Source organism: Myxococcus sp. XM-1-1-1 (genome assembly GCF_020037095.1).
In the GTDB taxonomy this organism is placed as follows: Bacteria; Myxococcota; Myxococcia; order Myxococcales; family Myxococcaceae; genus Myxococcus; species Myxococcus fulvus.
The window spans coordinates 356,397-381,593 of the sequence record NZ_JAIQDH010000003.1 but is presented as its reverse complement, the minus strand read 5'-3'; the positions used below and the strand labels follow the sequence as shown (position 1 = coordinate 381,593).

The window sequence follows — 25,197 nt, the reverse complement described above, 5'->3', positions numbered from 1 at the left end:
CGTCGCCCTATGCTGCGCGCCGTGCGCCCGTCCTTTCCCATTCTCGCACTCACTGCGATCCTCGCGCTCTTTCCGCTGACTCCGGCCCTGGCCCAGCCCGCCGAGGACGCCCCTCGTCTGCACGAGCTGAAGTTCGACTGGGCCCGCGACGGCGTCATCACCGGCTCGGCCGCCGTGCTCTGGATTTCGAGCGAGGTGCTCTTCAAGAGCGACCTGGCGCCCGCGACATGCCGCTGGTGTGACCGGGCGCCGGACGGGACGGACCGACTCAACCAATTGGACCGCTGGGGCCGGGGACTCGCGGGGAACACGGAGGCGTCCCGGCACCGCGCGGGGCACTGGAGCAACATCATCGGCTTCGGCGTGCTGCCCGCCGGGGTCATGGGTCTGCAGTACGCGGTGGGGCGAGGCTCGGACAGCCCGAACCGGTTCTTCGCGCAGGACGCGACCATCATCCTGGAGAGCGCCATGCTGGCGACGCTCGCGAACCAGACGGTGAAGTTCCTGGTCGGCCGTGAGCGCCCCTTCGTCCACGTGCTGCCCGAGGACCAGAAGCGCCTCACCGACCAACCCAGCGACAACAACCTGTCCTTCTACAGCGGGCACACCAACCTGGCCTTCTCGCTGGTGGTGTCCGCGGGCACGGTGGCCGCGCTGCGCGGCTACGAGAACCAGGCGTGGATCTGGGCCGTGGGACTGCCGCTCGCCACCTCCGTGGGACTGCTGCGCATGGGCGCCGACAAGCACTACCTCACCGACGTGGCCACGGGCGCCGTGATGGGCGCGGCCTTCGGCGTCGCGGTGCCCCTGCTGTTGCATGGCCGGACCGGCGGCGTGGAGTCCAGCGCCGCGCGCCGCTCCCCGACCGCCGCCCGGCTGATGCCCGTCGCCGGCGCGCGCATGGCTGGCTTCTCGGGCGTGTTCTGAGGCCCGCCATCCGCGGGCGTCTCGGGCGGGCGTGGCGCGCGGGCGTGCTGGCGCTGGTGCTCGTCGCCGGCTGCAACTCCGCGAGCCGCTTCGCGCCCAGCTACCTGCTCGTGCCGCCCCAACCCTTCATCACCGCGCCGCCCATCTGGGGCCCGGTGGAGGCGGGGCATTGGAGCGTCGGGATGCGCGTGCAGGCCATCGCCGCCACGCCGGAGGACCCCTCGGCGCTCCAGCTCACGGTCTGGTACCCGACGCGGGAGAGCGACGCGGCGACGCGCCTGCACTATCGCGACTACGTGGGACTCATGGGCTTCGAGTCCGAACCCGAGACGCCTCGCGACGAGGCGCGCGCCACCCAGGCCGTCACCCTCTACGAGCAGCAGCTCATCGACCTGGGCGTGCCCGAGGAGAGCACCGCCGCGTGGCTCGACACGCCCATGACGGCCACGCCCCACGCGCCGCCCGCGCCGGGACGCTTCCCGCTCGTGCTGGTGGCGCAGGGCCGGCACCACTCCGCCCACCATCAGGCCGTGCTGGCCGAGTACCTGGCGAGCCACGGCTACGTGGTGGCCACCACGCCCTCGCCCACTCGCGCAGAGCCGCCCGGGCCGCTCGTCGACGTGCTCGCCACCGCGAGACGGCAGGCGCGGGAGCTGGAGCGCGCGCTGCGCGTGCTCCGCGCGGATGCGCGCATCGACACCTCGCGCGTGGCCGTCATCGGGCACAGCCTGGGTGCTCGCGCGGCCTTCCTGTTCGCGCTCGCGCATCCCGAGGCGGGCGCGCTGGTGAGCCTGGATGGGGGCATCGGGACCCGGCGCGGCAAGGGGTGGTTGAAGGGCCTGCCGGACTTCCAGCCGGAGCGGGTCCAGGTCCCCCTGCTGCACCTGTTCCAGGAGGACGACGCCGTGGTGGTGCCCGACTTCGAGCTGCTCGAGTCGCTGCGCGGCGCGCATCGGTGGATGGTTCGAATCCCCGGCATGCGCCACGTGGGCTTCACCAGCGTGGGCGCCGCCGCCACGCTGGCGCCGGGGGTGGTGTCGGCGGAGACGGCGAAGGCGGTGGCCCGGGGCTGGGCCACGACGGCGGACGTGACGCGCAGGTTCCTGGACGCCACCGTGCGACGCAGGCTCGTGCGGCCCACCGCGCCGCCTCCGTCCGCCAGCGCCCTGCTCACACCGGACGCGGACGCGCTGCTCGAGCACTGGGAGCCCGGCCAGCCCTGAGCCGCGCTACATCACGCCCGCGGGAGCCTCGTCGCCGTCGTGCCCTCCCTCCACGACGGGCAGCCGGGACAAATCCCAGCGGCGCCCCGGCTCCCAGGCGACGGCCCCGGACACCCCCCAGCCGACGCGCACGACCTCTCGGCCCTCGTACTCCAGCCAGAAGACGGACTCCTCGGGGCGCGTGGCCTGGTCCAGGCAGGCGATGCGCGTCGCGGGGCGGCCCGCGCCCTCCAGCGTCACCGCGAAGGCCTTGTGCGAGTGTCCACACAAGAGCCACTTCGGCTGCACCGTGTCCACCAGGCGGCGCGTCACGCCATTGCCAATCCAGTACGAGGGCAAGGGCCGGGGCGGCGAGGGGTTCTCCTCGCGCGCGCGCTGGACGATGCCCCGGGGCCACTCGTGCACGAGCATCAGGTCCACGTCCCTGAGCGACATCACCCGCTCCACCTCCGCGGTGCGGAAGTAGCCCGCCTGCTTCATCAGGTCCTGCGTGACGGGGCGCTTCAAGGGCTGGTCGATGAAGCGCGGCGCGTGGATGCCGGACAGGAAGCCCACGCGCAGCCCCGAAAGCTCGCGCACGCCGGCGCGGCCCAGGTAGGTGACGCCCGGCGCCAGCTCGCCCCCGTCCTGGAAGTCGTGCAGCGCCTCGAAGTCCTCGTTGTTGCCGCCGATGAAGTACAGCGGCCGCTTCACGCGGCGGACGCCGTCCGCGTACTCGGCGAACTCCGCGGGCATGGTCCGCTTGGCGGCCTTGCGCCGATGGTCGTCCGCGCGGCGGAACGCCTCCACGTCCCCCACCGCGAGCACCATCGACACCGGCCGACCACGCGACTGCTCCAGCGCGTCCAACCACGTCTCCACGCGGTGGAAGCGACCGTGGACGTCACCCAGGGCGGCAACCAGGAGGGGCTCCGGCATCACCCCGGAAGGCTGCACCCGCGCATCCACCCTGTCGAGTCATCCCTGCCCCATGGGACGCAAGGCTGACAGAAAACCCACACTTCAGCTCAACGCAGCCATGAAGGAAGCACTCGCCAGAATCAATCACAGACAAACGCCGCGCCCCTCCGAGGAGAAGCGCGGCGCCGTCACACCTTGGACTCACGTGAGCGCTAGTTGCAGCCCAGCGGGTACGTCACCTCCACCAGCGAGCCCGGCGCGGGAGCGGAGTCCCGGTCGAAGATGATGCTGTTGGTGCGCGCGTCGTACTCCCAGCCCGACAGCACCTGCACGCCGTCCACGTGGACCACGATTCGCGTGGTGTCCGCGGGCTCCTCGGACAGGGGGAACTTGCGGTTGGGGCCGAAGGCGCTGTTGGAGAGCTTCTCCAGGGACGCGGCCCAGTTGGGCGTGCAGATGCTCTCCACCACGCCGCCCGTGGTGTTCGCCAGCTGGATGTAGCGGCTGCCGGCGCTGCTCGACGTGGGGCAGGTGGCCAGGTCCATGGGGCCGACAATCGCGTTGATGCTGAGCTTCGCCTTGTCGTTGCCCTTCAGCGCCAGGAAGTACGTCTCGTAGAAGGACACCGGCTGCGAGCTGAAGTCCTCCTCGTCCGACAGGAAGATGATGGCCAGCTTCGCGTCCTCGCGCAGGAACCCGCCGTTGCCGTCGTTGGGCAGCGGCGTGCGGGTGTCATCCAGGTTGTAGAGCAGCGGGTCCGACAGGGCGCGGTGCGCCGCGTCCAGGCCCTGCTCGTTCCAGTGACACACGCCCACGCGGGTGTTGTCCGCGAACACCGCGGCCGCGTTGGGCGTGTCCGGCGTGATGATGCGGGGGCGCGAGCCGTCCACCGGGAACAGGCGGCCGTTCTCGCCGCCCTGCGCGCCGCCCGGGCACTCGGACCAGCCGCCCGGGGACTCATCCAGGCCCGTCGTGGTGACGCCGATGCGGTAGTCCACCGCCGCCGCGCTCGCCGCGCTCAGGAAGGCCGCGAAGTTCTGCCCCAGGCTCTGCTGCTCCTCCATCATCGAGCCCGAGTTATCCACCACGAAGAGCACGTCCACCTTCGCCTTCGACTCCTGGAAGAAGCGGTCCGTCTGCTCCGCCTTCGTCACGCCCCGGCCCAACAGGCCCGCCGTGTACTCGCTCCCATCCTCCAGCCGGAAGCGCACCGCCGCCGCGTCGTCGCCGTCGTCCGTCGGCGTGTAGCGCGCCGTCAGCTTTACCCGCCCGCCCGCGGCAATCGAGGACGGGAAGGCGCTCGCCGACTCCACCGAGAACTCCTCGCCCGCCTGCTCCAGCGTCATCCCGGCCACCTTCACCGGGCCGATGCACTCGTTGATGGCGACCAGCTCCCGGGTGCGAGGTCCACACGACAGCTTGGTGACGCCGAAGTCCACCGTCGTCGGCTGCAGCGCGAAGCAGCCCTTCACGCCCTCGCCCACGAGCGACACCAGCGGGTGCCCCAGCGTCGGGTGGTTCACCCACGCCTCCGCGAGGCCCTCGAAGGGCCCCTCCTCCTCCGGCTTGAAGCGCACCACCAGCGTGGCCTTCTGGCCCGGCTCGAGCACGTGGTTGGGCACCGACTGCCCGAGGAAGGACGGGTCCGAGCCCGCCACCAGCTGCATGGACGCCAGGTAGCACGCCTCCGTGCCGGTGTTGCGCAACGTCACCCCCAGCCCCACCTCCGCGCCCACCGGCACCTTCCCGAACTTCAGCTGCTGCGGCAGCGAGTACTGGCACGGCTTGAAGGCGCGCCCCTCGCCCTTGAGCGTCACGCCCTCCGTGGACGTGGTGCTCCCGGCGCGCACGCTCACCGCGAGCTGCCCCTCGCTCCGACCCGCCGCGCCCACGCGCGGGCTGAAGGTGATGCCCACGAAGGCGGACTGGCCCGCGGGCACCGTCACGCTGGCCGGCGCCTGCGCCAGGGTGAAGTAGCCCCCCTGCGCCGTCGTCAGGTTCAGGTTGTTGACGAGCACGCTGTCACGGCAGCGGTTGATGACCTCCACCGGCCGCGTCGCCGTCATGCCCTCGGCCACCACGCCGAAGTCCAAGTCACGCGGCTTCACCGCCACGCAGGACGTGCCGCCCTCGCCCGCGAGCGACACCTTGGGGCCCGGCGCCGAGGAGCCCTGCTCGCGCACGCCCACCTCCACGCGCCCCTCGCCCGCGCGCCCCAGCACCACCGGGGTGAAGGCCACGCGCACCTCCACGCTCGCGCCCGCCGCCAGGAGGCCGCCGCTGAGCACGGGCTCGCTCACCACGCGGTACACGCCGCCCGGGTTGAGCTGCAGCTCCACGCCGGACCAGCGCAGGGACTCGGTGCCCTGGTTGCGCACGGTGATGGACTGCTCCGCGCTGGCGCCCAGCGCCACGCGCCCGAAGTCCAGCCGCAGCGGCGTCACCTCCAGCTTGGACGCCACGCCCATGCCCTTGAGCGGCACCACCGCCGGCTCACAGCCCTCGCACACGGCGATGTGCAGCTCCGCCGCGGCCGCGCCCAGACGACGGGGCGCGAAGGCCACCGACAACACCCGCTCCTCGCCCGGCGCCAGCGTGGGCGCCTCGCCGTGCTCCGCGGTGAACTGGTCCAGGTCCGCGCCCTGCACCGACACCGCCAAGGGCGTCTCCACGTCGGAGGGGTTCTTCACCGTCACCTGGCGCATCTCCACGAAGCCCATGGCCACGTTGCCGAAGTCCAGCTCCGTCAGCGGCACCTCCACGAAGGCCTTCACGCCCCGGCCCGACACCGGCACCTGCCCCTGGGCGTCCGCGTCCGTGATGAGCTCCAGCGAGCCCTGCACCGAGCCCTCGACCTCGGGCTTGAAGTGCACCTCGATTTCGCGCTCGGCGCCGGCGCCCAGCGTGAAGGGCTCGAACGGCGGCACCGTGACATTGGGGATGGTGGAGGTGGCGCCCTCCACGCGGTAGGACGCGCGGCCGCCGTTGGTCACCTTCAGCTTGAAGCTCTTGGTGCGGCCCAGCGCGGCGGGGCCGAAGTCGATGGTCTCGGGGCGCACCACGAAGGCGCTCTTCGCCCGCTGCGACGACGGGCGCTCACATCCCGTCCCCACCACCAACGCCACCGCCACCCACGCCACCCAGAACAGACGTCTCATCGTTGCTGCCTCCCCACGACTCCCGAGCCCGGATTCCGCACGGCCTCGCACCCGCGCGATTCCGGCGGAGGGGGCGCTTTGCAACCCAGGTGCCCGACGCATGGCGGCGACAGACGTCCACCGGCCAACGTGGCAACTCTTGGGCGTGGCTGGGAAAAGGGGTTCTCCGCCGTGGGAAGAACGTTTCCCTGGGGGCGGGTGGGACTGGAATTACTTCAGGAACGCCAGGTGACAGTCGGGACAAACCACCAGCCCGCCGTGGGCACCCGAGCGCCTCAGGGCGCGGGCTTCGACTGCGGGGCGCGCAGGCGCTCCAGCACGCCCGTTCCCCAGAGGACGCCCACCATGCACACCAGGGCGCCCGTCACGGCCAGGGGCGAGACGGCCTCATCCAACAGCACCGCCGCCAGCACCCACGAGAAGACCGGCGTCGACTGGGTGGCGACCCCTCCGGCCACCGCGGTGACGTAGCCCAGGGCATACGTGAAGGCCATCTGCGCCACCACGGAGGAAACCCCCACGCCCAACAGCGGAAGCACGACATCCCAGCCGAGCGGCCTCCAGTCCGCGAGCGCGAAGGGCAGGCTGAAGAGCAGGCCGAACAGACAGAAGGAGAGGAACACCGTGGCCGCGTCCGTCTCGTGCCTGAGCGCGCGGATGACCACCACGGCCGCGCCGCCCAGCACCGCCGACGCCATGCCCGCCCACGCGCCCAGCCCCAGGGTCAGCGACACGTCCTGGGCCACCGTGCTCCACATGACCAGCCCCGCGCCCGCCGTGGTGAGCACGAGGCCCGCCAGCAGCGCCCCCGTCACGCGCTCGCCCAGGAACATCCAACCGATGATGGCCGCGTAGATGGGCCAGCACGCGTTGAGCAGCACCGCGGGCCCCACCGACATCCGGTCCAGCGCCACGAAGTAGAGGTAGACGGCCGCGCCGCCGAAGATGCCGCGCAGCGCCCACAGGTGGACGCGCCCGAAGCGGGGCCTGCGCCGCATCAGCGGGAAGAACAGCGCGAGGAACAGCAGGCCGATGGCGAAGCGCCCGGACGCCACCTGTCCCGGGGACAGGCGGCCGGCCAGCAGGCGGGTGCACAGCGCCATGACCGCGAACAGCACGCTCGCGAACACGAGCAGCGGCGTGCCGCGGTAGCGCACGGGGAGGACCCAGCGAGAGGACATAGGAGGAGGCGCCCCTCTACCGGAATCCCGGTCGGGGCTCCAGCGGCCCCGGGTCGCCCGCTCGGGCGGCCGGCGCGGGTGGGAGTGGGCGCGCAACGCCACGCGTTGAGGACCATCCACCCTCCTCTCCAGGTTTTTCCACTACCGGAACACCTATTCAGTGGTAGATCGCCCGCCCATCATGTCCGAGCCCGACGTCATCTCCCTCCGAGGCGCCAAGGAGCACAACCTCAAGAACGTCTCCCTGGACATCCCCAAGAAGAAGCTGGTCGTCTTCACGGGGGTCTCCGGGTCCGGCAAGAGCTCGCTCGCCTTCGACACGCTCTACGCGGAAGGCCAGCGCCGCTACGTCGAGAGCCTCTCCGCCTACGCCCGTCAGTTCCTGGGGCAGATGGAGAAGCCCAAGTACGACACCATCCGGGGCCTGTCGCCCACCATCTCCATCGAGCAGAAGGCGGCCAGCAACAACCCCCGCTCGACGGTGGGCACCGTCACCGAGGTGCACGACTACCTGCGCGTGCTCTACGCCTCCATCGGCGTGCAGCACTGCCCCAACTGCGGCCGCAAGGTCGGCAAGCAGAGCGCGCAACAGATTGTCGACGAAATCCTGAAGATGCCCTCGGGCAGCAAGCTCCAGGTGCTGGCACCGCTGGTGACGAACCGCAAGGGCGAGCACAAGGACCTGCTCACCGAGGCGCAGAAGCGCGGCTTCTCCCGCGCGCGCATCGACGGGGCGCTCAAGAGCCTGGAGGAGCGCATCGAGCTGGACAAGAAGTCCAAGCACGACATCGAGCTGGTCATCGACCGGCTGGTGCTCAAGGCGGACATCAAGACGCGGCTGACGGACTCGGTGGAGACCGCGCTGCGCGAGGGCAAGGGCACGCTCATCATCACCAACGAGACGGGCGCGGCGAGCGCCGACCGGGTGATGAGCGAGCTCAACGCGTGCCCCGCCTGCGGCATCTCCTTCGGGGATTTGACGCCCGCGTCGTTCTCCTTCAACAACCCGCTGGGCATGTGCACGGACTGCAACGGCCTGGGCACCCGGCCGGAGATGGACCCGGACCTCATCGTGCCGGACCCGTCTCGCAGCATCCGCGACGGCGCCATCGAGCCCTGGGCCAACGGGATGAACCGCGGCGAGGGCTGGACGGCGGACTTCGTGGAGAGCCTGTCGAAGGCGTTCAAGATTGATCTGGACGTGCCCTACGGGAAGCTGTCGAAGCGCGAGCGCGACACGCTGATGAACGGCGCCAAGGGCAAGAGCTTCACCGTCGAGTGGGGCGACAACGGCAAGTACAAGATGGAGTGGGAGGGACTCGTCGAGCGCATGATGCGCAACTTCAAGACGACGACGTCCGAGGCCCGCCGCACCGAGCTGCAGAAGTACTTCAGCAACAAGCCCTGCCCCACCTGCAAGGGCGAGCGCCTGCGCCCCGAGAGCCGCGCGGTGAAGGTCCACGCGCACTCGATTGTCGAGCTGAGCCGGCTGACCATCGCGGACGCGCTCGCGTTCCTGGGCGCGCTGGCGCTGTCCGAGCACGAGCGGAAGATCGCCACCGAGCTGCTCAAGGAGATCCGCAGCCGCCTGTCGTTCCTGGTCGACGTGGGCCTGGGCTACCTGATGCTGGACCGCACCGCGTCCACGCTGTCGGGCGGTGAGAGCCAGCGCATCCGGCTGGCGTCGCAGATGGGCAGCGAGCTGACGGGCGTCATCTACATCCTGGACGAGCCCTCCATCGGCCTGCACCAGCGCGACAACGGCAAGCTGCTCACCACGCTCAAGCGCCTGAGGGATTTGGGCAACTCCGTCATCGTCGTGGAGCACGACGAGGAGACGATGGAGGACGCGGACTGGCTGGTGGACTTCGGCCCGGGCGCGGGGGAGCTGGGCGGCCAGGTGGTGTCCCAGGGCACGCCCAAGCAGGTGATGGCGGACGAGAACAGCCTCACCGGCGGCTACCTCTCCGGGCGGCTGGAGATTGAAATCCCCGAGCAGCGCCGCGCGCCCAATCCCAAGCACCAGCTGGTGATTCAAGGCGCGAAGGAGAACAACCTCCGGGACGTGGACGCGGTGATTCCGCTGGGCATCTTCACCGCCGTCACCGGCGTGTCCGGCGCGGGCAAGTCCACGCTCATCAACGAGATCCTCTACCCCGCCCTGGCCAGGCACCTGTACGACAGCCGCGAGTCGCCCGGGAAGCACAAGGCGGTGCTGGGCTTCGAGCACCTGGACAAGGTCATCGACATCGACCAGCGGCCCATCGGCCGCACGCCGCGCAGCAACCCCGCCACGTACACCAAGGTGTTCGACGCCATCCGCGAGGTGTTCGCGATGACGCCGGAGGCGCGCGCGTTCGGCTACGGGCCGGGCCGCTTCAGCTTCAACATCAAGGGCGGCCGCTGCGAGTCGTGCGAGGGCGACGGCGTCAAGCTGGTGGAGATGCACTTCCTGGCGGACGTGTACGTGCCCTGCGAGGTCTGCAACGGCAAGCGCTTCAACGAGGCGACGCTGCGCGTGCGCTACAAGGGCAAGAACATCGCGGAGACGCTCGACATGAGCGTGCGCGAGGCCCAGGAGCACTTCGGCGCGCACAAGGACATCATGCGCGTGCTGCAGACGCTGGGCGACGTGGGCCTGGGCTACATCCGCCTGGGACAGCCCTCCCCCACCCTGTCCGGCGGCGAGGCCCAGCGCATCAAGCTGGCGCGCGAGCTGGCGCGCGTGGCCACCGGCCGCACGCTCTACATCCTGGACGAGCCCACCACGGGCCTGCACTTCGAGGACATCCGCAAGCTCTTGTCCGTGCTCAACCGGCTGGTGGCCGCCGGCAACAGCGTGCTCGTCATCGAGCACAACCTGGATGTCATCAAGAGCGCGGACTGGCTCATCGACATGGGCCCCGAGGGCGGCGCCGGCGGAGGCCAGGTGCTGGCCGTGGGCACCCCGGAGAGCGTGGCCAAGGTGCAGGCCAGCCACACCGGCCGCTACCTGGCGCACGTGCTGGGCAAGTCCCGGCGCGCCCGCGTGGGCAAGCGCGTGGCGGACACGAGGCCCGCGCAGCCCGGCGCGACGGGCTGATTACACACACCGGCCGCTTCCAGAACATGGAGCGGGGGGCGGGGGTGCCTTCATTCACCCCCTACCCCCCGTCCACCTTGGAGGAAGACTTCACAGGTGGGGTGTGAGACGCGAAATCAGTTTCAGCCGCGTGTCATATGATAGGGCCTCATCAATTCCTGTCAAACAGGCCCAGCCCGCTTAAGTTGCATCGTTCAACACGCACTCGCATCGGAACGCGCGGGGCAAGCTCGCAGGAGAATTCCGGTGCGACTGCGCCGCGGGCGCGGGGCACGCGACGCACGCCGCATCGCGGCAGGGCAAGGCAGGCAGCCCGCGCCAAGGCCGCCCCACCGTGTGGGGAGGGGCCGCTCGGGGTGGCGGAGTGACGTGGGACGCGGGCCTTCGGTGGAGTCCGGCGCGCGCGTTGGGTAGGGTTGGGCCCCTTGCCTTCCAGGCGCCCCCACCTTTCGCCACCAGGGAGCACCCCGACTCATGGCTGAGAGTCCCGCGGTACCGCAGAACAACAAGTTCCCGCCGCAGATACCCTTCATCATCGGCAACGAGGCGTGTGAGCGCTTCAGCTTCTACGGGATGCGGAACATCCTCACGGTGTTCCTCATCGACTACCTGCTGCGCAACGCGGTGCCCGACACGGGGCTGCGCGAGGCCCAGGGCAAGAGCCTGATGCACACCTTCATGGCGGGGGTGTACTTCTTCCCGCTCATCGGTGGGTACCTGGCGGACCGCTTCTTCGGGAAGTACCGCACCATCCTCTGGCTGAGCATCGTCTACTGCATCGGCCACGCGCTGCTGGCCGTCTTCGAGAACAACGCCACGGGCTTCTACACGGGCCTGGCGCTGATCGCCGTGGGCAGCGGCGGCATCAAGCCGTGCGTCGCGGCGATGGCGGGAGATCAGTTCAACGAGTCCAACAGCCACCTGGTGAAGAAGCTCTTCGCCATCTTCTACTGGACCATCAACTTCGGCTCGTTCTTCGCGTCGCTGTTCATCCCGCTGTTGCTCAAGAACTTCGGCCCGTCGGTCGCCTTCGGAATCCCGGGCGTGCTGATGTTCATCGCGACGGTCATCTTCTGGGCGGGCCGGCGCCACTACGTGATGGTGCCGCCGACGGGGGCCAACCCGCACTCGTTCCTCAAGGTGGTGAGCAGCGCGCTGAAGAACCGGGGCCAGGGCGGCCACTGGCTGGACGGCGCCAAGTCCACGCACCCCGACGAGGCCGTGGAGGGCGCCAAGGCGGTGTTCCGGGTGAGCGGGCTGATGCTGCCCTTCGTGCCCTTCTTCTGGATGCTGTTCGACCAGAAGGCGTCCACGTGGGTGGTGCAGGCGCGCTCCATGGACCTGAACGTGGCCGGGTACGAGTTCCAGCCCAGCCAGATGCAGTTCGTCAACCCCATGCTGGTGATGCTGCTCATCCCCTTCCTGACGGCGGTGGTGTACCCGCTGTTCCAGCGCTCGGGGTGGGAGCTGACGCCGCTGCGGCGCATGCCGCTGGGGCTCGTCTTCGGGGCGGTGTCGTTCATCATCGCCGGCTTCTTCCAGGTGGCGATGGAGGGCGGCACGACGCTGAACATCGCGTGGCAGATTCTGCCGTACGTGGTGCTGACGCTCGGCGAAATCCTGATGTCCACCACGGGCCTGGAGTTCGCGTACACGCAGGCGCCCCGGCAGATGAAGGGCACCATCCAGAGCGTGTGGCTGGTGACGAACACGCTGGCCAACGTGGCGGTGGCCATCGCCGCGGCGCTCAACGTCTTCTCCGGCTCCGGCCAGTTCTTCTTCTACGCGGGCATGGCCCTGGTCGCCGCCGTGGGCATGGCGCTGGTGGCCCGCCGCTACGTGGTGCGCGACTGGTACCAGACCTCCGCGCCGCTCCCCACCGAGGAGCGCAGCGCGGCGGGAATCACGGCGAAGTCGGCCTGAGAAAAACAGCGACGCCGGAGCCCTCCACCTGAGAGGCGCTCCGGCGTCGGGTGCATCGTCGAAGCCAAGGGGCGCGCTTCTCCTTTCCAGGGAGGCGCGCCCCTCGTCGTTTCCGGACTCAGGCCGCGGCCACCGAGGAGCCGCCCTGGGCCTGCTCGTGGGTGGCGGAGGCGGGCTTCACCTCGTCGGTGCCGTGCATCATCTTCTTCAGCACCGGCGAGACGACCAGGAGGATGAGGCCGGCGATGCCCGTGCCGATGGAGATGTAGAGGAACACGTCGAACTCGCCCAGCTTCTCCGAGTAGCCGCCGATGACGCCGGACAGCTTGTTGGCCGCCGCGTTCGCCAGGAACCACACGCCCATCATCGCGGAGACGATGCGCTGGGGCGCGACCTTGGTCACCATGGAGAGGCCCACCGGGGACAGGCACAGCTCGCCCATGGTGTGGAACAGGTACGCCAGGATGACCCAGTACGCGGCCGCCTTGCCTGCGTCCGCGCTCTGGTTGGAGGCGCCCAGCATGAAGACGAAGCCGACGGAGAGGAACACCAGCCCCATGCCCATCTTCACCGGGATGCTCGGGTCCTTGCCGCGCGCGGCCAGCCACCCCCACAGCCCCGCGAACACCGGCGCCAGCGCGACGATGAAGAGCGAGTTGAAGTTCTGGAACCAGGTGGTGGGGACCTCGGCGCCGAACAGGTGACGGTCCACCTTCTCGTTCGTGTAGAGGTTCATCAGACCGCCGGCCTGCTCGAAGCCCGCCCAGAAGGCGACGACGAAGAGGGCGATGATGAAGATGACGATGATGCGGTCGATTTCATCGCGGCTGAAGCCCTTCTTCTCCCCGCCGCCCTGCGCCGCCTGCGCCTGCGGCGTGGGCTTCACGGGCGCCAGGCCCACGTCGCCCAGCAGCTTCTTCTGCAGCGCGAGGAAGGCGATGAGGCCCAGGAACATGCCCACGCCCGCGGAGCCGAAGCCCCAGTGCCAGCCGACCTTCTCACCCAGCGTGCCGCAGATGAAGTTGCCGAGCATCGCGCCCAGGTTGATGCCCATGTAGAAGATGGTGAAGGCACCATCCCGACGGCCGTCACCCGGCGCGTACAGCCCGCCCACCATGGTGGAGATGTTCGGCTTGAAGAAGCCGTTGCCGATGATGAGGAAGCCCAGGCCCACGTAGAACATCATCACGCTGGGGAGCGCGAGGACCAGGTGGCCTATCATCATCAACACGCCACCGAGCACCACCGCCCGGCGCTGCCCCATGAAGCGGTCCGCGATGAAGCCGCCGACGATGGGCGTCAGGTACACCAGGCCGGTGTACGTTCCGTAGAGGCTGAGCGCTTCGCTCTTGGTCCACCCGAAGCCCCCGTTGACCTGGCTCGTGAGGAATAGGACGAGCAGGCCGCGCATGCCGTAATACGACATGCGCTCCCACATTTCGGTGAAGAACAGGAGGTACAACCCTCGCGGGTGCCCCTGACGGGCAGCGCCCGCGGCTACGGTTCCTTGCATGCCGAGGTTTCCTTCGGTGGGTGGATGGGGGTGTGACGTAAAGAGCACTTGACTGTAGCAGACCCAACGACAGCCGTGCGTGAGTGGACAACGGGGACGGCCGAGAATTCCCCCGCCCCCCGCCCCGCCCTCCGGACGTCACGCCGCGCCGAGTCGAGCCTCCGCCCGTGAAGGGGCTCAGCCCAGCCGGCCCACGCGGGGCTCGGACTGTCCCTCGGCGCCGCCGTTCGACGAGGAGCGCCCCGGCGGACGCAGGGGCAGTCGCACCTCCACCTGGGTGCCCTTGCCCGGCGCGCTGCTCAAGTGGATGCGGCCGCCGTGGCGCACGACGATGCGCCGGCTCAGGGCCAGCCCCAGCCCCGTGCCCTCCCCCGCGGCACGGGTGGAGAAGAAGGGCTGGAACAGCCGCTCCATGTCCTCCTGGCGGATGCCCACGCCGTTGTCGCTGATGGTGACGACGGCCTCGTCCCCCTGGCAGGCCGTGGCCACGCGCACCCGGCCGTGCTCGCCCACCGCGCGCAGCGCGTTGTCCAGCAGGTTGAGCCACACCTGGTTGAGCGAGCCCGGGTCTCCCTGCACCGGCAGCGTGCACTCGTAGGCGCGCTCCACCGTCACGCCCGAAGGCACGCGCCACATGAGCACGCCCAGCGTGGAGTCCAGCAGCGTGTCCAGGGACAGCATCACCGGCGTGTCGGTGGTGCGGGTGAAGGACAGCAGCGACTCGGCGAGGTGGCGGATGCGCTGGCCGCACTCCTCCATCACCTCCACCATGGCGCGGCTCATCTGCGCGTCCGGCGTGTCGGCCACCAGCACCTCTTTCAGCGGCGTCAGCGCGTTCATCAGCCCGTTGAGCGGGTTTCTGACCTCGTGCGCGAAGCCGGAGGTGAGCAGGCCGATGGCCGCCAGCCGCTCGTTCTCCGCGGAGCGGATGGCCGCCTCGCGCAGGCGCAGCTGCGTCTCGATTCGCGCCAGGAGCTCGCGCGGGCTGAAGGGCTTGCCCAGGTAGTCGTTGGCGCCCGTGCCCAGGGCCTCCACCTTCGCGGAGACCTCCTGGCGCGCGGTGAGGAGGATGACGGGGATGTCCACCGTCTGCGGATGCGAGCGCAGGGCCTCGAGCATCTGCAGCCCCGAGAGCACCGGCATCATCACGTCCGACACGATGAGCTCCGGCCGCTCGGCCAGCGCGCGCTGGCGGCCCTCCTCGCCGTTGACGGCCTCCATCACCCGGTAGTGCTGCTTGAGCAGCCCCGCGATGAAGCCGCGAATCTCCGCGTCGTCCTCCACCACCAGGATGCGGGGCGCGTCCGGCCCCGGCCCGGCGTGATCCCTGGCCGGCAGCGCGGAGGCGTTGCGCCCGTTGTCCGGCACGCCCGCGTCCAGCGAGGGGTACGAGCCCGAGATTCGCCGCTCGCGCCGCACCGGCATCTCCGCGCGGCGCCGCTCGCGCAGCTCCTCGCGGATGTGCGCTCTCCCCTTGGGCAGGCGCACGTGGAAGGTGGAGCCCTGGCCCAGCTCGCTCGTCACGTGGATGCCGCCCTCGTGCAGCTCCAGCGTCTCCTTCACCAGCGCCAGGCCGATGCCCGTGCCGCCGAAGCGGCGGGTGCCGCTGTTGTCCGCCTGGGCGAAGCGGTCGAAGATGACCTTCGTGTCCGGGGCGGAGATGCCCTGGCCGGTGTCCACCACGTCCACCCAGACGTCCTTCTCGTCCTCGTGCACGCGCACCGTCACCCCGCCGGCCTGGGTGAACTTCAGCGCGTTGGACAACAGGTTCTGGAAGACGATGTCCATGCGCTCGTGGTCCACCTCCACGGGCGTCACCGTCTGGCCCTCCAGCTTCAGCCACACGCCCTGCCGCTCCGCCATCGCGAGGAACGGGGGCAGCACGGTGCTCAGGAAGGCGTGCAGCTCCAGGGGCTGGTAGCGCAGCCGCGCCTTGCCCGACTCGAGCTGGGCCAGGTCCAGCAGGTTGTTGATGAGGCGAAGCAGGCGCTGCGCGCTGCGCTCCATGGTGGCCACGTGCTGCATGACCACCTCCGGGTTGTTCTCCTCGCCCCGGCGCTCCAGCGACTCGAGCGTCAGCAGGATGAGCGTGAGCGGCGTGCGCAGCTCGTGGCTGACGTTGTCGAAGAACTCGCTCTTGAGCCGGTCCAGCTCCTGCTGGCGCACCAGCGCGTCACCCAGCTTGCCGTTGGCCTCCTTCAGCTCCTGGGTGCGCTCGGCCACGCGGTCCTCGAGGGCCACGTTGGCGCGGAAGATCTCGTCGTAGCGCTGCTGCAGCTCCGACAGCGAGCCCATGATGGCCTGGTTCTGCGAGCGCAGCGCCTCGTCCTTGCCCTTCAGCTCGCGCCGCCCGTCCAGCCAGCCGCCCACCGCGAAGCCCGCCGTGGCGAGCGCCCCCACGCAGAACACCGGGTGGCCCAGCCCCACCGCCGTCGCGGCCAGGCCACACACCGTGCCCAGCACCAGGCCCAGGTGGTGCCCCCACAGCGACGGAGGGTCCGTCCACGTCAGGTGGTAGCGGCACGCGGGCGCGCCGTGCACCTGGCACTCCAGCTCCCGCACCTCCGCGGGCGCCAGGCCCCAGATGGTGGGGAACGACGCGAACTGGCCCATGCGCAGCTCGCAGATGTTGCGGTCCTGCTCGACGATGCTGCTGCGGTACGTCAGGTCCAGCCGCTCGCGCTCCAGCCGCTCCACGGTGAAGTGGCCCACGCGGTTGTAGCTGGGGGAGAACTCAATGGTCTGCCGGTAGCACATGCGCGGCGAGCCGACCGCGCGCAGCATGTAGAAGACGAAGCCGAGCGCCTGGGGCGACGCGGTGAACAGCCCCGCCTGCCGCATGAACTGCGGGTCCCCCGACTCCTGCTGGAGCATCGCCGCCACGCGCTCCAGGAAGCGCAGCGAGACGAAGTTCGTCGGCGTGCGCATGTACTCCAGCGGCAGACCGAAGCCGTGGCGCGCCCAGGCGCGCTGCAGCCGCTCACCGCCGTAGCGCTGCTCGAAGTACAAGAGCAGCGTGGAGGTGGCGCGGGTCCCCACCTCGGGCGCGTTGTCGGGCGTCTGCGCATCCTCCCGCTGTGGGGCACTGTCACTCAAGGCCGGGTTCCCTCCGTCACCAGCGTCACCGCATACTTGAGTCCGGCGGGGTCCGCCAACATGGCCAGGAAGTCGCGGCAGTGGGCCTGGTACGGCTCCAGGCCTCCGAAGGCGGGCGCGGCCACCGGGGCCAGCGCGGCGAAGCGCACCTCCCAGTCCCGCATCAGCCGGGCGTCCGCGGCCCCGGCCACCAGGTAGAACGGCAGCAGGTGCACCTTCACGTCCACGAGCCCCGCCTCGCGGAACTCCGAGAAGAGCTTGCGCCCGACGTGCAGATCGAACCCCCTCGTGGCCAGCGCGTCGACGATGCGCTGGGTGCCGTCACGCAGCGCGTCGGAGAAGGGCCAGTTCTGGAAGCCCAGCCCGTCGATGTCCGACACCACCACCTTGCCGCCCGGCCGGGTGACGCGCATCAGCTCCGCGAGCGCCACGGGCCGGTCCGGCAGGTACTCGAAGACGTACTGGCTCCAGACGTAGTCCACCGACGCGTCCGGCAACCCGGTGCGGCGGATGTCCGCCTGATGGAAGCGCAGCCAGGGACGGTGGGCGTTGCGCAGGGAGGCCTCGCGCAGCCGGTCCTCGTTGAGGTCCACGCCCGTCACGTGGCCGGTGGGGCCGACCAGGTCCGCCATCGTCTCGGAGATGCCGCCGGGGCCGCAGCCCGCGTCGAGCGCGCGCGCCCCGGTGCCAAGCCCCGTGGCGCCCAGGAGGGTCCGCATGTTGTCGGACGCGCCTTCCTGCGCGAGCAGCCGACGTCCCTCTTCCGTGGACTCCATCAAGTACATGAAGGGTCCTCGGGTGACGGCTGGGCGGAGGCGCGGCGCGGGCGGCTGAGCCGCTCGAAGAGCGAGCGCCACAAGTCACACCAGCGGCGGACCATGGAGCGGTGGAAGATCCACTCGCAGAAGCGCCCCTGCCCCACGAAGCCCATCGACGCGAGCAGCGGCGCGTCCTCGTCCGCCACCAGGCCCACCGCCGAGGGCCGGCCCCGCGCGCGGGCGTGGGCGATGCACCGGTGGACCAGGGCCTCCAGCGCCTGCTTCGCCAGCGGATGCGAGCGGTCCGCCACCTCCAGCCAGAAGCCGTTGGTGACCTCGATGTAGCTCAGGCCCGGCGAGGCCTCCTCCACCAGCGCCAGCGCCAGGGGGCCGTGCTCCCCGTCCACCACGAACATGCGCCGGTCCCGGTACAGCCCCGCGGCCGCGAAGCGCGCGCGCATCTGGTCCTCCGCGTCCGGCTCCGCCTGGAGGTCCTCCGCCAGCACGCGGACCACCTCGCCCCGGGCGCGCAGGTGCGCCTCCAGCCAGGCGCGGTCCGCCTGCGTCCCCTCGCGCACCGTCAGCGTCGTCGCCGGGGCCTGGGGCGCCAGCTCCAGGGGCAGCCGCATGTAGTGGAAGGCGCGCAGCATGCTGAAGCCGCGGTTCTCCATGACGCGGGCCAGCCACGTGCCCAGCCGGTTGGGCCACCGGTTGTCGCTGCGCCACATGTAGCGCAGGAACTCCACGTCCTCGATGGCCTCGCCCATCTCCACCGCGAGCGCCGTCAGGTCGTTGGCGATCTGCTCGTGCCGGTGGTAGCCGGGCCGCACCGCCAGGTGCTGCACCAGCCACGAGCGCGAGTGCATCCGCAAGCCGCCCACGTGGCCCATGATGGCGCCCGCGTCCGCGTAGAGGATGGAGCGGCCCAGGTCCTTGGCCTCCGCGAGCCGCCGGTGGGTGTGCTCCAGCGCGTCCAGGTAGCCCGCCTCGCCGCCGAAGGGGTAGTCCGGATGGAAGGTGTAGTGGGACTCCTCCATCATCTTCCAGATGTCCGCCAGCTTCTCCTGGCCGCCGTCGCGCGAGGCCCCGCTGCGCGACGCCATGAAGGCGTCATGGATGGCGTCGCGAATCTTCGTCGGCACCTCGAGCAGCCGCACGCCGCAGCGGTACGGACGCAGGCTCCGGTCGAACCGGCTGTCGGTGTTGACCGCGTCCACCGAGCGGACCTCCGCGCGGCACGGCACCTCCGAGCCGTCCGGCAACAGGAGCGACACGTCCAGTTGGGAGCCGGCGGGCAGCACCTCGCAGGACGCGTCGAACGGGAACGCGAAGCCGCGGCCGCTCAGGTCCAGCACCGAGCGGGTGATGCGCTCGCCGTTGATGGGCGCGTGGAAGGTGACGAGGAAGCGGTGGTCGGGCCCCAGCCGGAAGCGCTGCAGGCCGCGGCGGTTCTGCAGCCCCACCGAGCGCGGCACGCTCAGCGCCACGTCGTTGTCGCCCCGGCGCAGCACGCTGGTGGCGCCCGAGTAGCTCTGCCCGCCGACCTCGAAGGAGAGCTGCAGCACGTCCCCCACGTCCGCGGGGAACGCGCCGTCATTGAAGCCGCGCAGCACCGCGCGCCCGTCCTGCAGCTCCACCACGGGCGCGTCCAGGCGGAAGTGCGAGGACGGGGTGTCCAGGTAGTGCAGCCAGATGGGCGTCTCGCGGCGCACCGCCTTGCGCAGGAGCGCCAGGACGATGACCGGGTCCCTCATGCGCGAGGACGGCGCCGTCACCGGCTCGTCCAGGCCCTCGCCCCAGGTGATGCCCAGGCGCAGGTAGGGCTGCTGGGTGGCGTGGACCTGCTGGGCGTGGCGGATGAACGCGCGCGGGACCTGGAGCACCGTCTTGCCGTGGCGCTCGAAGACCAGGTCCTCCAGCGCGGTGCCCTGGATGAACGCGCCGATGGACGCGGTGAGCGGCACGCGCAGCGCGGCGCCGAAGTTGCCCACGTCCAGGCAGCCGGCGGGGTACGTCACGCCGTTGAGCCGGAAGCGCACCGCCAGGGTGCTGGCGGGCGTCACCCGGGCCGAGGAGCGGTGCTGGAGGATGCTGGTGAGCCGGCGGCCCAGCTCCGACACGGTGAGGCTGTCATCCAGCGTATTGAAGACATGCCCTTCGGCCGCGGTCTCCACGAGCTCCTCGAGCCCCTGGCGGTCCGACTGCGAACAGACGAAGACGCGCACGGCCTCGGGCGCGGCCCGGTCGACATGTCTCAAGAAGCGCCGCGCGTTCTCCGGAGGAGCGATGATGAGGGTGGGCGCCGTGGACTCCATGCGCCGCGTGGCTTCCACCTGGGACTCCACCGCGACAACCCGGTGGACGCCCAGGACCTCGGCCAGCGCGGCGCGCCGGCCCTCGTTCGGATGCACAATCAGGACGTCCTGAGTGGGGACACTCATGCTCTCTCCTCGACGGGAAAGGCGTTCAAATGGAGAAGGGGCAGGGCCATTGCCTGCCCACGGCCACGGGTCCGGTGCCGCCCCCTCTCCACCAGCCGATCGCGTGTTCTCGACCCCGAATGTGTGGCTTGTCCAAGCTCGACAGCAAGGCGACTGCTCCCCCGGGCCGACCCGGAGGATTGCGCGCAGTCTACCCTCTCCGCGCCGTCAGGTGATGCGGGCATGCGCCTCGCTTGCACGAAGTGGGACGGTGGCAGAGTCGACCCAGGGAACGCCAGCGCCGGCCATCCGTCCGCCCGGCAGCCAACTTCCGACGATGTGGCCCAACCCCGCCGGGCGAGTTAAGTGTCGACCAGGCAAGGAGGTGCCATGGGCACCGAGGTGGATTACGCGCGGGAAATCGAGGAGCTCAAGCGTTCCATGAACGCTGTGATTCTTGCGCACTACTACCAGGAGAGCGAAGTCCAGGACGTGGCGGACTTCGTCGGGGACAGCCTCGCGTTGGCGCAGGCGGCGGAGCGCACCCAGGCGGACGTCATCGTCTTCTGTGGCGTGCACTTCATGGCGGAGACCGCGAAAATCCTGAATCCCTCGCGGCAGGTGCTGTTGCCGGACCTGAAGGCGGGCTGTTCGCTGTCGGACCGGTGTCCGCCGGCGGCCTTCAAGGTCTTCAAGGAGAAGCATCCGGGCGCCTTCGTGGTGAGCTACGTGAACAGCTCCGCCGCGGTGAAGGCGATGAGCGACGTCATCTGCACGTCCTCCAACGCGGTGAAAATCGTCAACCAGGTCCCCCGCGACCGGCAGATCCTCTTCGCGCCGGACCAGCACCTGGGCCGCCACGTCATGAAGCAGACGGGGCGGGACATGGTGCTGTGGCCGGGCAGCTGCATCGTCCACGAAATCTTCAGCGAAAAGAAGCTGGTGGAGCTGAAGGTCCTGCACCCGGACGCGGAGGTGGTGGCCCATCCGGAGTGCGAGGCGCCGGTGCTGCGGCACGCGGACTTCATCGGCTCGACGAAGGGCATCCTCGACCACGTCATCAAGAGCCCGAAAGAGAAGTTCATCGTCGTGACGGAGGCGGGCATCCTCCATCAGATGAAGAAGGGCGCGCCGCACAAGCACTTCATCCCCGCGCCGCCGGACAACGGCTGCGCGTGCAACGAGTGCCCGTACATGCGGCTCAACACGATGGAGAAGCTCTGGAAGTGCATGAAGGAGCGCACGCCGGAGCTGACGATGCCGGAGGACCTGCGGGAGGCGGCCCGCGCTCCGTTGCAGCTCATGCTGGAGTGGTCCAGATAGAGCGGAATCTGTCGTCACAGCGGACATTTGCCAACTCGCGTCTTGCGCCGGGAAGGCCAGGGTGCAATGGAGCATCCGTGGCCTTCCGATTTCTCGCAGTTCCGTCGCACCGACTGGTGGAGCATCCCCAGTCGCTGCCGGTCGATGAGCGCCTCGAGCCGGACCTGCCGCCGGTCCATGAGGCGGTGGAGCGCGCCCTGTCAGGCGCCGAGTTCCGTGACATGCGCGCGAAGGACCGCCTGCGCGCCCTGCTGCAGGGCGACAAGCCTCCGAAGCTGGGCGCGCCCGAGGCGGGGTTCGGCGCCTCGGCGGTGTTCGCGCAGCCTCCCCAGGATCTGCCGGCGCTCTTGCGTCTGGCGGATGAGCTGGAGGGCCTGGCGCGGCGCGAGGCCGGTGAGCGCGCGCTGGTGTGGAAGTGCGGCGACTGCGGCGCCCGGTACGCGGTGCCGGTGGCGCTGGTGCGCCAGGTGTCCATCCGCTGCGAGCGGTGCGGCACCCCGGTGGAGCTCAACGCCACGCGCAGCCTCGGCGAGGAGTCCCTCATCGACCCCTTCCAGGGCGCGGTGAACGACAGCCGCAGGGAGCTGGCCGCCTTCTTCCGCGAGGCGATGGCGCGGGGCTGGCCGGTGCTCGTGGCCGAGGACCGGCGCGTCACCCCTCCGCCGCCCCAGGCCTGACGTCCGGGTGCGGCACGCGCTCGTCCAGCTCCTTCGATGCCCCCGCTGTCGCAAGGGCGCGCTGCGTCCCGAGGCGCCCGCGCCGGTGTTGCTCTTCGGCCCGCTGCGTTGTCCGGAGTGCCGCACCAGCTACCCGGTGGCCGAGGGCGTCGCGGACCTGGTGCTGGAGCCTCCCGCCTCCGCCGGCCTGCAGCGCGGGCTGGAGAACCGCTGGGTGGCGCGCTCCTACGAGCGCTACGTGCGCCCCACCCTCCAACGCGCGCTCCTGCGTCAGCCGCTCGACGCGGACAGCGAGTACCTGCTCTACCGCAGCCTGCTGGGCACGCCCGACGGCCCGGTGCTGGATCTGGGCTGCGGCACGGGGCTGGTGGCGCGCAGGCTCGCGCGTGAGCCGGGCTTCCCGCCCGTCGCCGGACAGGACGTGAGCCCCGCGATGCTGGAGGAAGGCATGGCGCAGGCGCGCGAGGCGGGCGCGACGGTGGACTTCCTGCGAGCCCAGGCGCCCTACCTACCCTTCCAGGACGGAGCGCTGGGGGCGGTGTTGATGGTGGACTCGCTCCACTACGTGGAGGACCTGGGCCGGCTGATGCTGGAGGTGGCGCGGGCGCTGCGGCCCGGGGGACGCTGGGTGGCGAGCACGTATGCGCCGCCGGGGTCCGCGTCGGGGCTGCTTCACCGTCGCGCGGGGCTCCACCCCAGGACCGAGGCCACGCTGCGCGCGGCGGCCGGGGCGGCGGGGCTGGTGCGCTTCGAGCGCGTGGCGCTGCCGCCGCTGCTGGTGCTCAAGGCGGAGAGGGCCTCCGCCGAGACGCTCAGATGAAGATTCCGGCGGACGCGTCGGTGCGGCGCGCCTCGTCCAGCTTCAGCTCCGCGGGCTGGCCGCGCAGCGCGTCCATCACCTGCCGCTTGGGCTTGCAGCGGGCGCACTCACACGTGCCCTTCTTGCACGTGCAGTCCGCCTTGCTGCCGCACTGACACTTCGCGGCCATCAGCGAGTCGAGCGCGTCGAGCGGCCGCTCCTGCTCGCCCGTGGCCGGACGGGCCTCGGCGGCCTTCGTGTCCGGGGCGGGCGTCTGGGCCTTCTCGGCCTTGGCTCGCGCGGCCTGGGCGTGGGCCTCGCAGGCGCTCGCCGCTCGGGGCGCGAGCATCAGCAGACCGCTGGCCAGCGCCGCAACCATCATCGTCGCGTTGCGTGTCATGTGCGCGCTCCTCGAGGGGCCCTCGCCCCCCGTGCTCCGGCGCCTATAGCGCAGGCCCCAACGACTGCCAAGGTCGACGGCCATACCTTTGTCTACCTCGCCGCGTCACGTCGAGCGTCTCTGTTGGCTGCTCGCCGGGCAGGGAAGCGGCGCGTACAGTCCTGCCCCTCTCGTGACGAACTCCAACGCTCGCTTTATTCACGTGACGGCCCTGGTGCTCGGCGCCCTGCCCCTGTGGGTGTCCCGCCACCTGCCCATGGTGGACCTGCCGCAGCACCTGTACCTCATCTCGGTGCTCCACCGGCTGGATGACCCGAGCACGCTGTACCCGCAGCTCTTCGAGGCGCGGCACGCCCTGACCCCGTACCTGGGGTACTACTACCTGGTCAGCGCGCTGAACTGGCTGCTGCCGCTGGATTTGGCCAACCGCGTCTTCCTCACCGCCTACGTGGTGGGCCTGCCGCTGAGCCTGGGCTTCCTGCTGCGCTCGCTGGGCAGGCCCACGTGGCCGTCGCTGCTCGCGCTGCCCTTCGCGTACGGAGACAGCTTCGGCTGGGGCTTCATCAACTACTGCGCCGCGCTGCCGCTGACGTTGCTGTGCTGTGGCTTCTTCGTGCGCGCGCTGGAGGACGCCCCCCGGCGCAGACGCTGGGCGGCGTGGCTGGCCGGGTGCCTGGTCGCGGTGCTGCTGTTCCATGTGCAGGCCTTCGGGTTCCTCGCCTTCGGGCTGCCCTGGCTGCTCGTCACCACGGCGGTGCCGGAGGACGCCACGGCGCGGGGACTCGTCGCGAGGCTGAAGCCCCGGGTGCCGGCGCTCCTGGGCGTGGTGCCCGGGGTCGCGCTGTTCCTCGGCTGGGTGGTGCTGCGCTTCGGTGAGCCGCCCGACATCCAGCCGGGGGCGCCGTGGAAGGCGTGGGGGCCGACGTTCTCGCCGCAGAACCTGGGGTGGAAGAGCTTCGCGCAGAACCGCGCGGAGCTGTTCGACGTGCTCGCCAACACCCTGCGGGATGGCTCGGACCGGTGGGCGATGTACGCGGTGGGCGCGGTGGCGCTGGCGGGTTGGGTGGCGGGGCTGGTGCGGCCGGAGGCTGGGAGCTCTCGGGGCTGGGTGACGCGCTCGCGGCTGCTGGGGTTGGGCGGGCTGGCGCTGGCCCTCTACTTCCTGCTGCCGTTCGACATCCGGGGATACGTCTACTACCTGAACACGCGCTATGCGCACCTGGCGGCCGCGCTGCTGGTGGCCACCGCGCCGGCGACGGTGGCGTCGTGGCGGGTGCCGCTGCGATGGGCCGCGGGGGCGTGCGCGCTGGTGCTGGCCGTCACGCTGGGCCGGGGCTTCCGCGCGTTCTCACGCGAGGCGGCGGAGTGGGAGGGGCTGGTGTCGGCGACGGCGTCGAAGCCCCGGGTCATGGGGCTCGTCTACGACCCGGGCTCGCGCGTGGTCCGATTTCCGGTGTTCATCCACTCGGCGGCGGTGCTCGCGCGTGAGCGCGGGGGTGTGCCCAACTTCACGTTCGCGTCCACGCCGCACTCGCCGCTGAAGTATCGCGGCGAGGTGCCGCCCACCTTCCCTTCCGAGTGGCGGCCCCAGGACGTGGATTGGGACAGGCAGGGCGCCTGGTACGACACCTTCGTGGTGCGCGGCGCCCACCCGTCCCAGGTGTTCGGCGCGAGGCTCCAGTCGGAGTTCGCCATCGTCGGGCAGTCGGGCCGCAGCTGGCTGGTGCGCAGGCGCTGAGCGCGGGGTCCGAGGTGTTCGGCGCGAGGCTCCAGGTGAGGCGCGCCACCACCAGGTCGCGGCCCACAGGTGCGCTGGC

General features: G+C 70.6%; 16 protein-coding genes. 8 read left to right on the top strand and 8 right to left on the bottom strand.

Annotated features, from left to right (window positions below; translation table 11 throughout):
- The first annotated feature begins 9 nt into the window (after positions 1 to 9).
- Both K8640_RS09270 and K8640_RS09265 read left to right on the top strand, forming a co-directional pair.
- Positions 10 to 927 carry a phosphatase PAP2 family protein gene (locus K8640_RS09270; protein ID WP_223746728.1) on the top strand — a complete coding sequence of 306 codons (918 nt, stop codon included), beginning with the start codon at positions 10 to 12 and terminating at the stop codon, positions 925 to 927.
- Positions 928 to 971: 44 nt separating this feature from the next.
- On the top strand, positions 972 to 2,150 hold the full coding sequence (locus tag K8640_RS09265) for a chlorophyllase/cutinase-like alpha/beta fold protein (RefSeq protein WP_223746727.1): 1,179 nt from the start codon (positions 972 to 974) through the stop codon (positions 2,148 to 2,150).
- 6 nt (positions 2,151 to 2,156) lie between these two features.
- Here the strand turns inward: K8640_RS09265 and K8640_RS09260 are convergent, their stop codons facing one another.
- The 3 genes from K8640_RS09260 to K8640_RS09245 form a co-directional block, all read right to left on the bottom strand.
- Entirely contained in the window at positions 2,157 to 3,068 is a 912-nt protein-coding gene (locus K8640_RS09260) for a metallophosphoesterase (protein WP_223746915.1), read from the bottom strand.
- 194 nt (positions 3,069 to 3,262) lie between these two features.
- Positions 3,263 to 6,208: a choice-of-anchor D domain-containing protein gene (locus K8640_RS09255; protein ID WP_305070644.1), complete on the bottom strand. Its 2,946-nt coding sequence runs from the start codon at positions 6,206 to 6,208 to the stop codon at positions 3,263 to 3,265.
- Positions 6,209 to 6,483: 275 nt separating this feature from the next.
- Entirely contained in the window at positions 6,484 to 7,389 is a 906-nt protein-coding gene (locus K8640_RS09245; RefSeq protein ID WP_223746726.1) for a DMT family transporter, read from the bottom strand.
- A gap of 181 nt (positions 7,390 to 7,570) precedes the next feature.
- Here K8640_RS09245 and uvrA point away from each other — a divergent pair, with 181 nt between their 5' ends.
- A complete protein-coding gene (gene uvrA, locus K8640_RS09240; protein ID WP_223746725.1) occupies positions 7,571 to 10,471 on the top strand; it encodes an excinuclease ABC subunit UvrA in 2,901 nt (966 codons plus the stop codon).
- 474 nt (positions 10,472 to 10,945) lie between these two features.
- Positions 10,946 to 12,394: a POT family MFS transporter gene (locus K8640_RS09235; protein WP_223746724.1), complete on the top strand. Its 1,449-nt coding sequence runs from the start codon at positions 10,946 to 10,948 to the stop codon at positions 12,392 to 12,394.
- A 118-nt stretch (positions 12,395 to 12,512) separates the two neighbouring features.
- Here the strand turns inward: K8640_RS09235 and K8640_RS09230 are convergent, their stop codons facing one another.
- The 4 genes from K8640_RS09230 to K8640_RS09215 all read right to left on the bottom strand — a co-directional run bounded on the left by K8640_RS09230 (position 12,513) and on the right by K8640_RS09215 (position 20,202).
- Positions 12,513 to 13,907, bottom strand: coding sequence for a peptide MFS transporter (locus tag K8640_RS09230; protein WP_223746723.1), 1,395 nt, complete (start codon positions 13,905 to 13,907; stop codon positions 12,513 to 12,515).
- 177 nt (positions 13,908 to 14,084) lie between these two features.
- Positions 14,085 to 17,003 (bottom strand): ATP-binding protein, encoded by a 2,919-nt coding sequence (locus K8640_RS09225; protein WP_255652796.1) that lies wholly within the window; start codon positions 17,001 to 17,003, stop codon positions 14,085 to 14,087.
- Complete coding sequence (locus tag K8640_RS09220) at positions 17,000 to 17,788, bottom strand: methyltransferase domain-containing protein (RefSeq protein WP_194869298.1); 789 nt, start codon at positions 17,786 to 17,788, stop codon at positions 17,000 to 17,002. The genes K8640_RS09225 and K8640_RS09220 overlap by 4 nt, the downstream gene beginning before the upstream one ends.
- On the bottom strand, positions 17,779 to 20,202 hold the full coding sequence (locus K8640_RS09215; RefSeq protein WP_223746722.1) for a PilZ domain-containing protein: 2,424 nt from the start codon (positions 20,200 to 20,202) through the stop codon (positions 17,779 to 17,781). The genes K8640_RS09220 and K8640_RS09215 overlap by 10 nt, the downstream gene beginning before the upstream one ends.
- Positions 20,203 to 20,571: 369 nt before the next feature.
- Between K8640_RS09215 and nadA the strand changes: the two genes are divergently transcribed.
- The 3 genes from nadA to K8640_RS09200 all read left to right on the top strand — a co-directional run bounded on the left by nadA (position 20,572) and on the right by K8640_RS09200 (position 23,001).
- Positions 20,572 to 21,504, top strand: a complete 933-nt coding sequence (nadA, locus tag K8640_RS09210) for a quinolinate synthase NadA (RefSeq protein ID WP_046712852.1) — start codon at positions 20,572 to 20,574, stop codon at positions 21,502 to 21,504.
- A 77-nt stretch (positions 21,505 to 21,581) separates the two neighbouring features.
- Positions 21,582 to 22,181, top strand: a complete 600-nt coding sequence (locus tag K8640_RS09205) for a hypothetical protein (RefSeq protein WP_046712851.1) — start codon at positions 21,582 to 21,584, stop codon at positions 22,179 to 22,181.
- Positions 22,182 to 22,188: 7 nt separating this feature from the next.
- Positions 22,189 to 23,001, top strand: a complete 813-nt coding sequence (locus K8640_RS09200; protein ID WP_223746721.1) for a class I SAM-dependent methyltransferase — start codon at positions 22,189 to 22,191, stop codon at positions 22,999 to 23,001.
- Here the strand turns inward: K8640_RS09200 and K8640_RS09195 are convergent.
- Positions 22,994 to 23,380, bottom strand: coding sequence for a metallothionein (locus K8640_RS09195; RefSeq protein ID WP_223746720.1), 387 nt, complete (start codon positions 23,378 to 23,380; stop codon positions 22,994 to 22,996). The genes K8640_RS09200 and K8640_RS09195 overlap by 8 nt on opposite strands.
- Before the next feature lie 172 nt (positions 23,381 to 23,552).
- Here K8640_RS09195 and K8640_RS09190 point away from each other — a divergent pair, with 172 nt between their 5' ends.
- Positions 23,553 to 25,118, top strand: coding sequence for a hypothetical protein (locus K8640_RS09190; RefSeq protein WP_223746719.1), 1,566 nt, complete (start codon positions 23,553 to 23,555; stop codon positions 25,116 to 25,118).
- Positions 25,119 to 25,197: the final 79 nt, after the last annotated feature.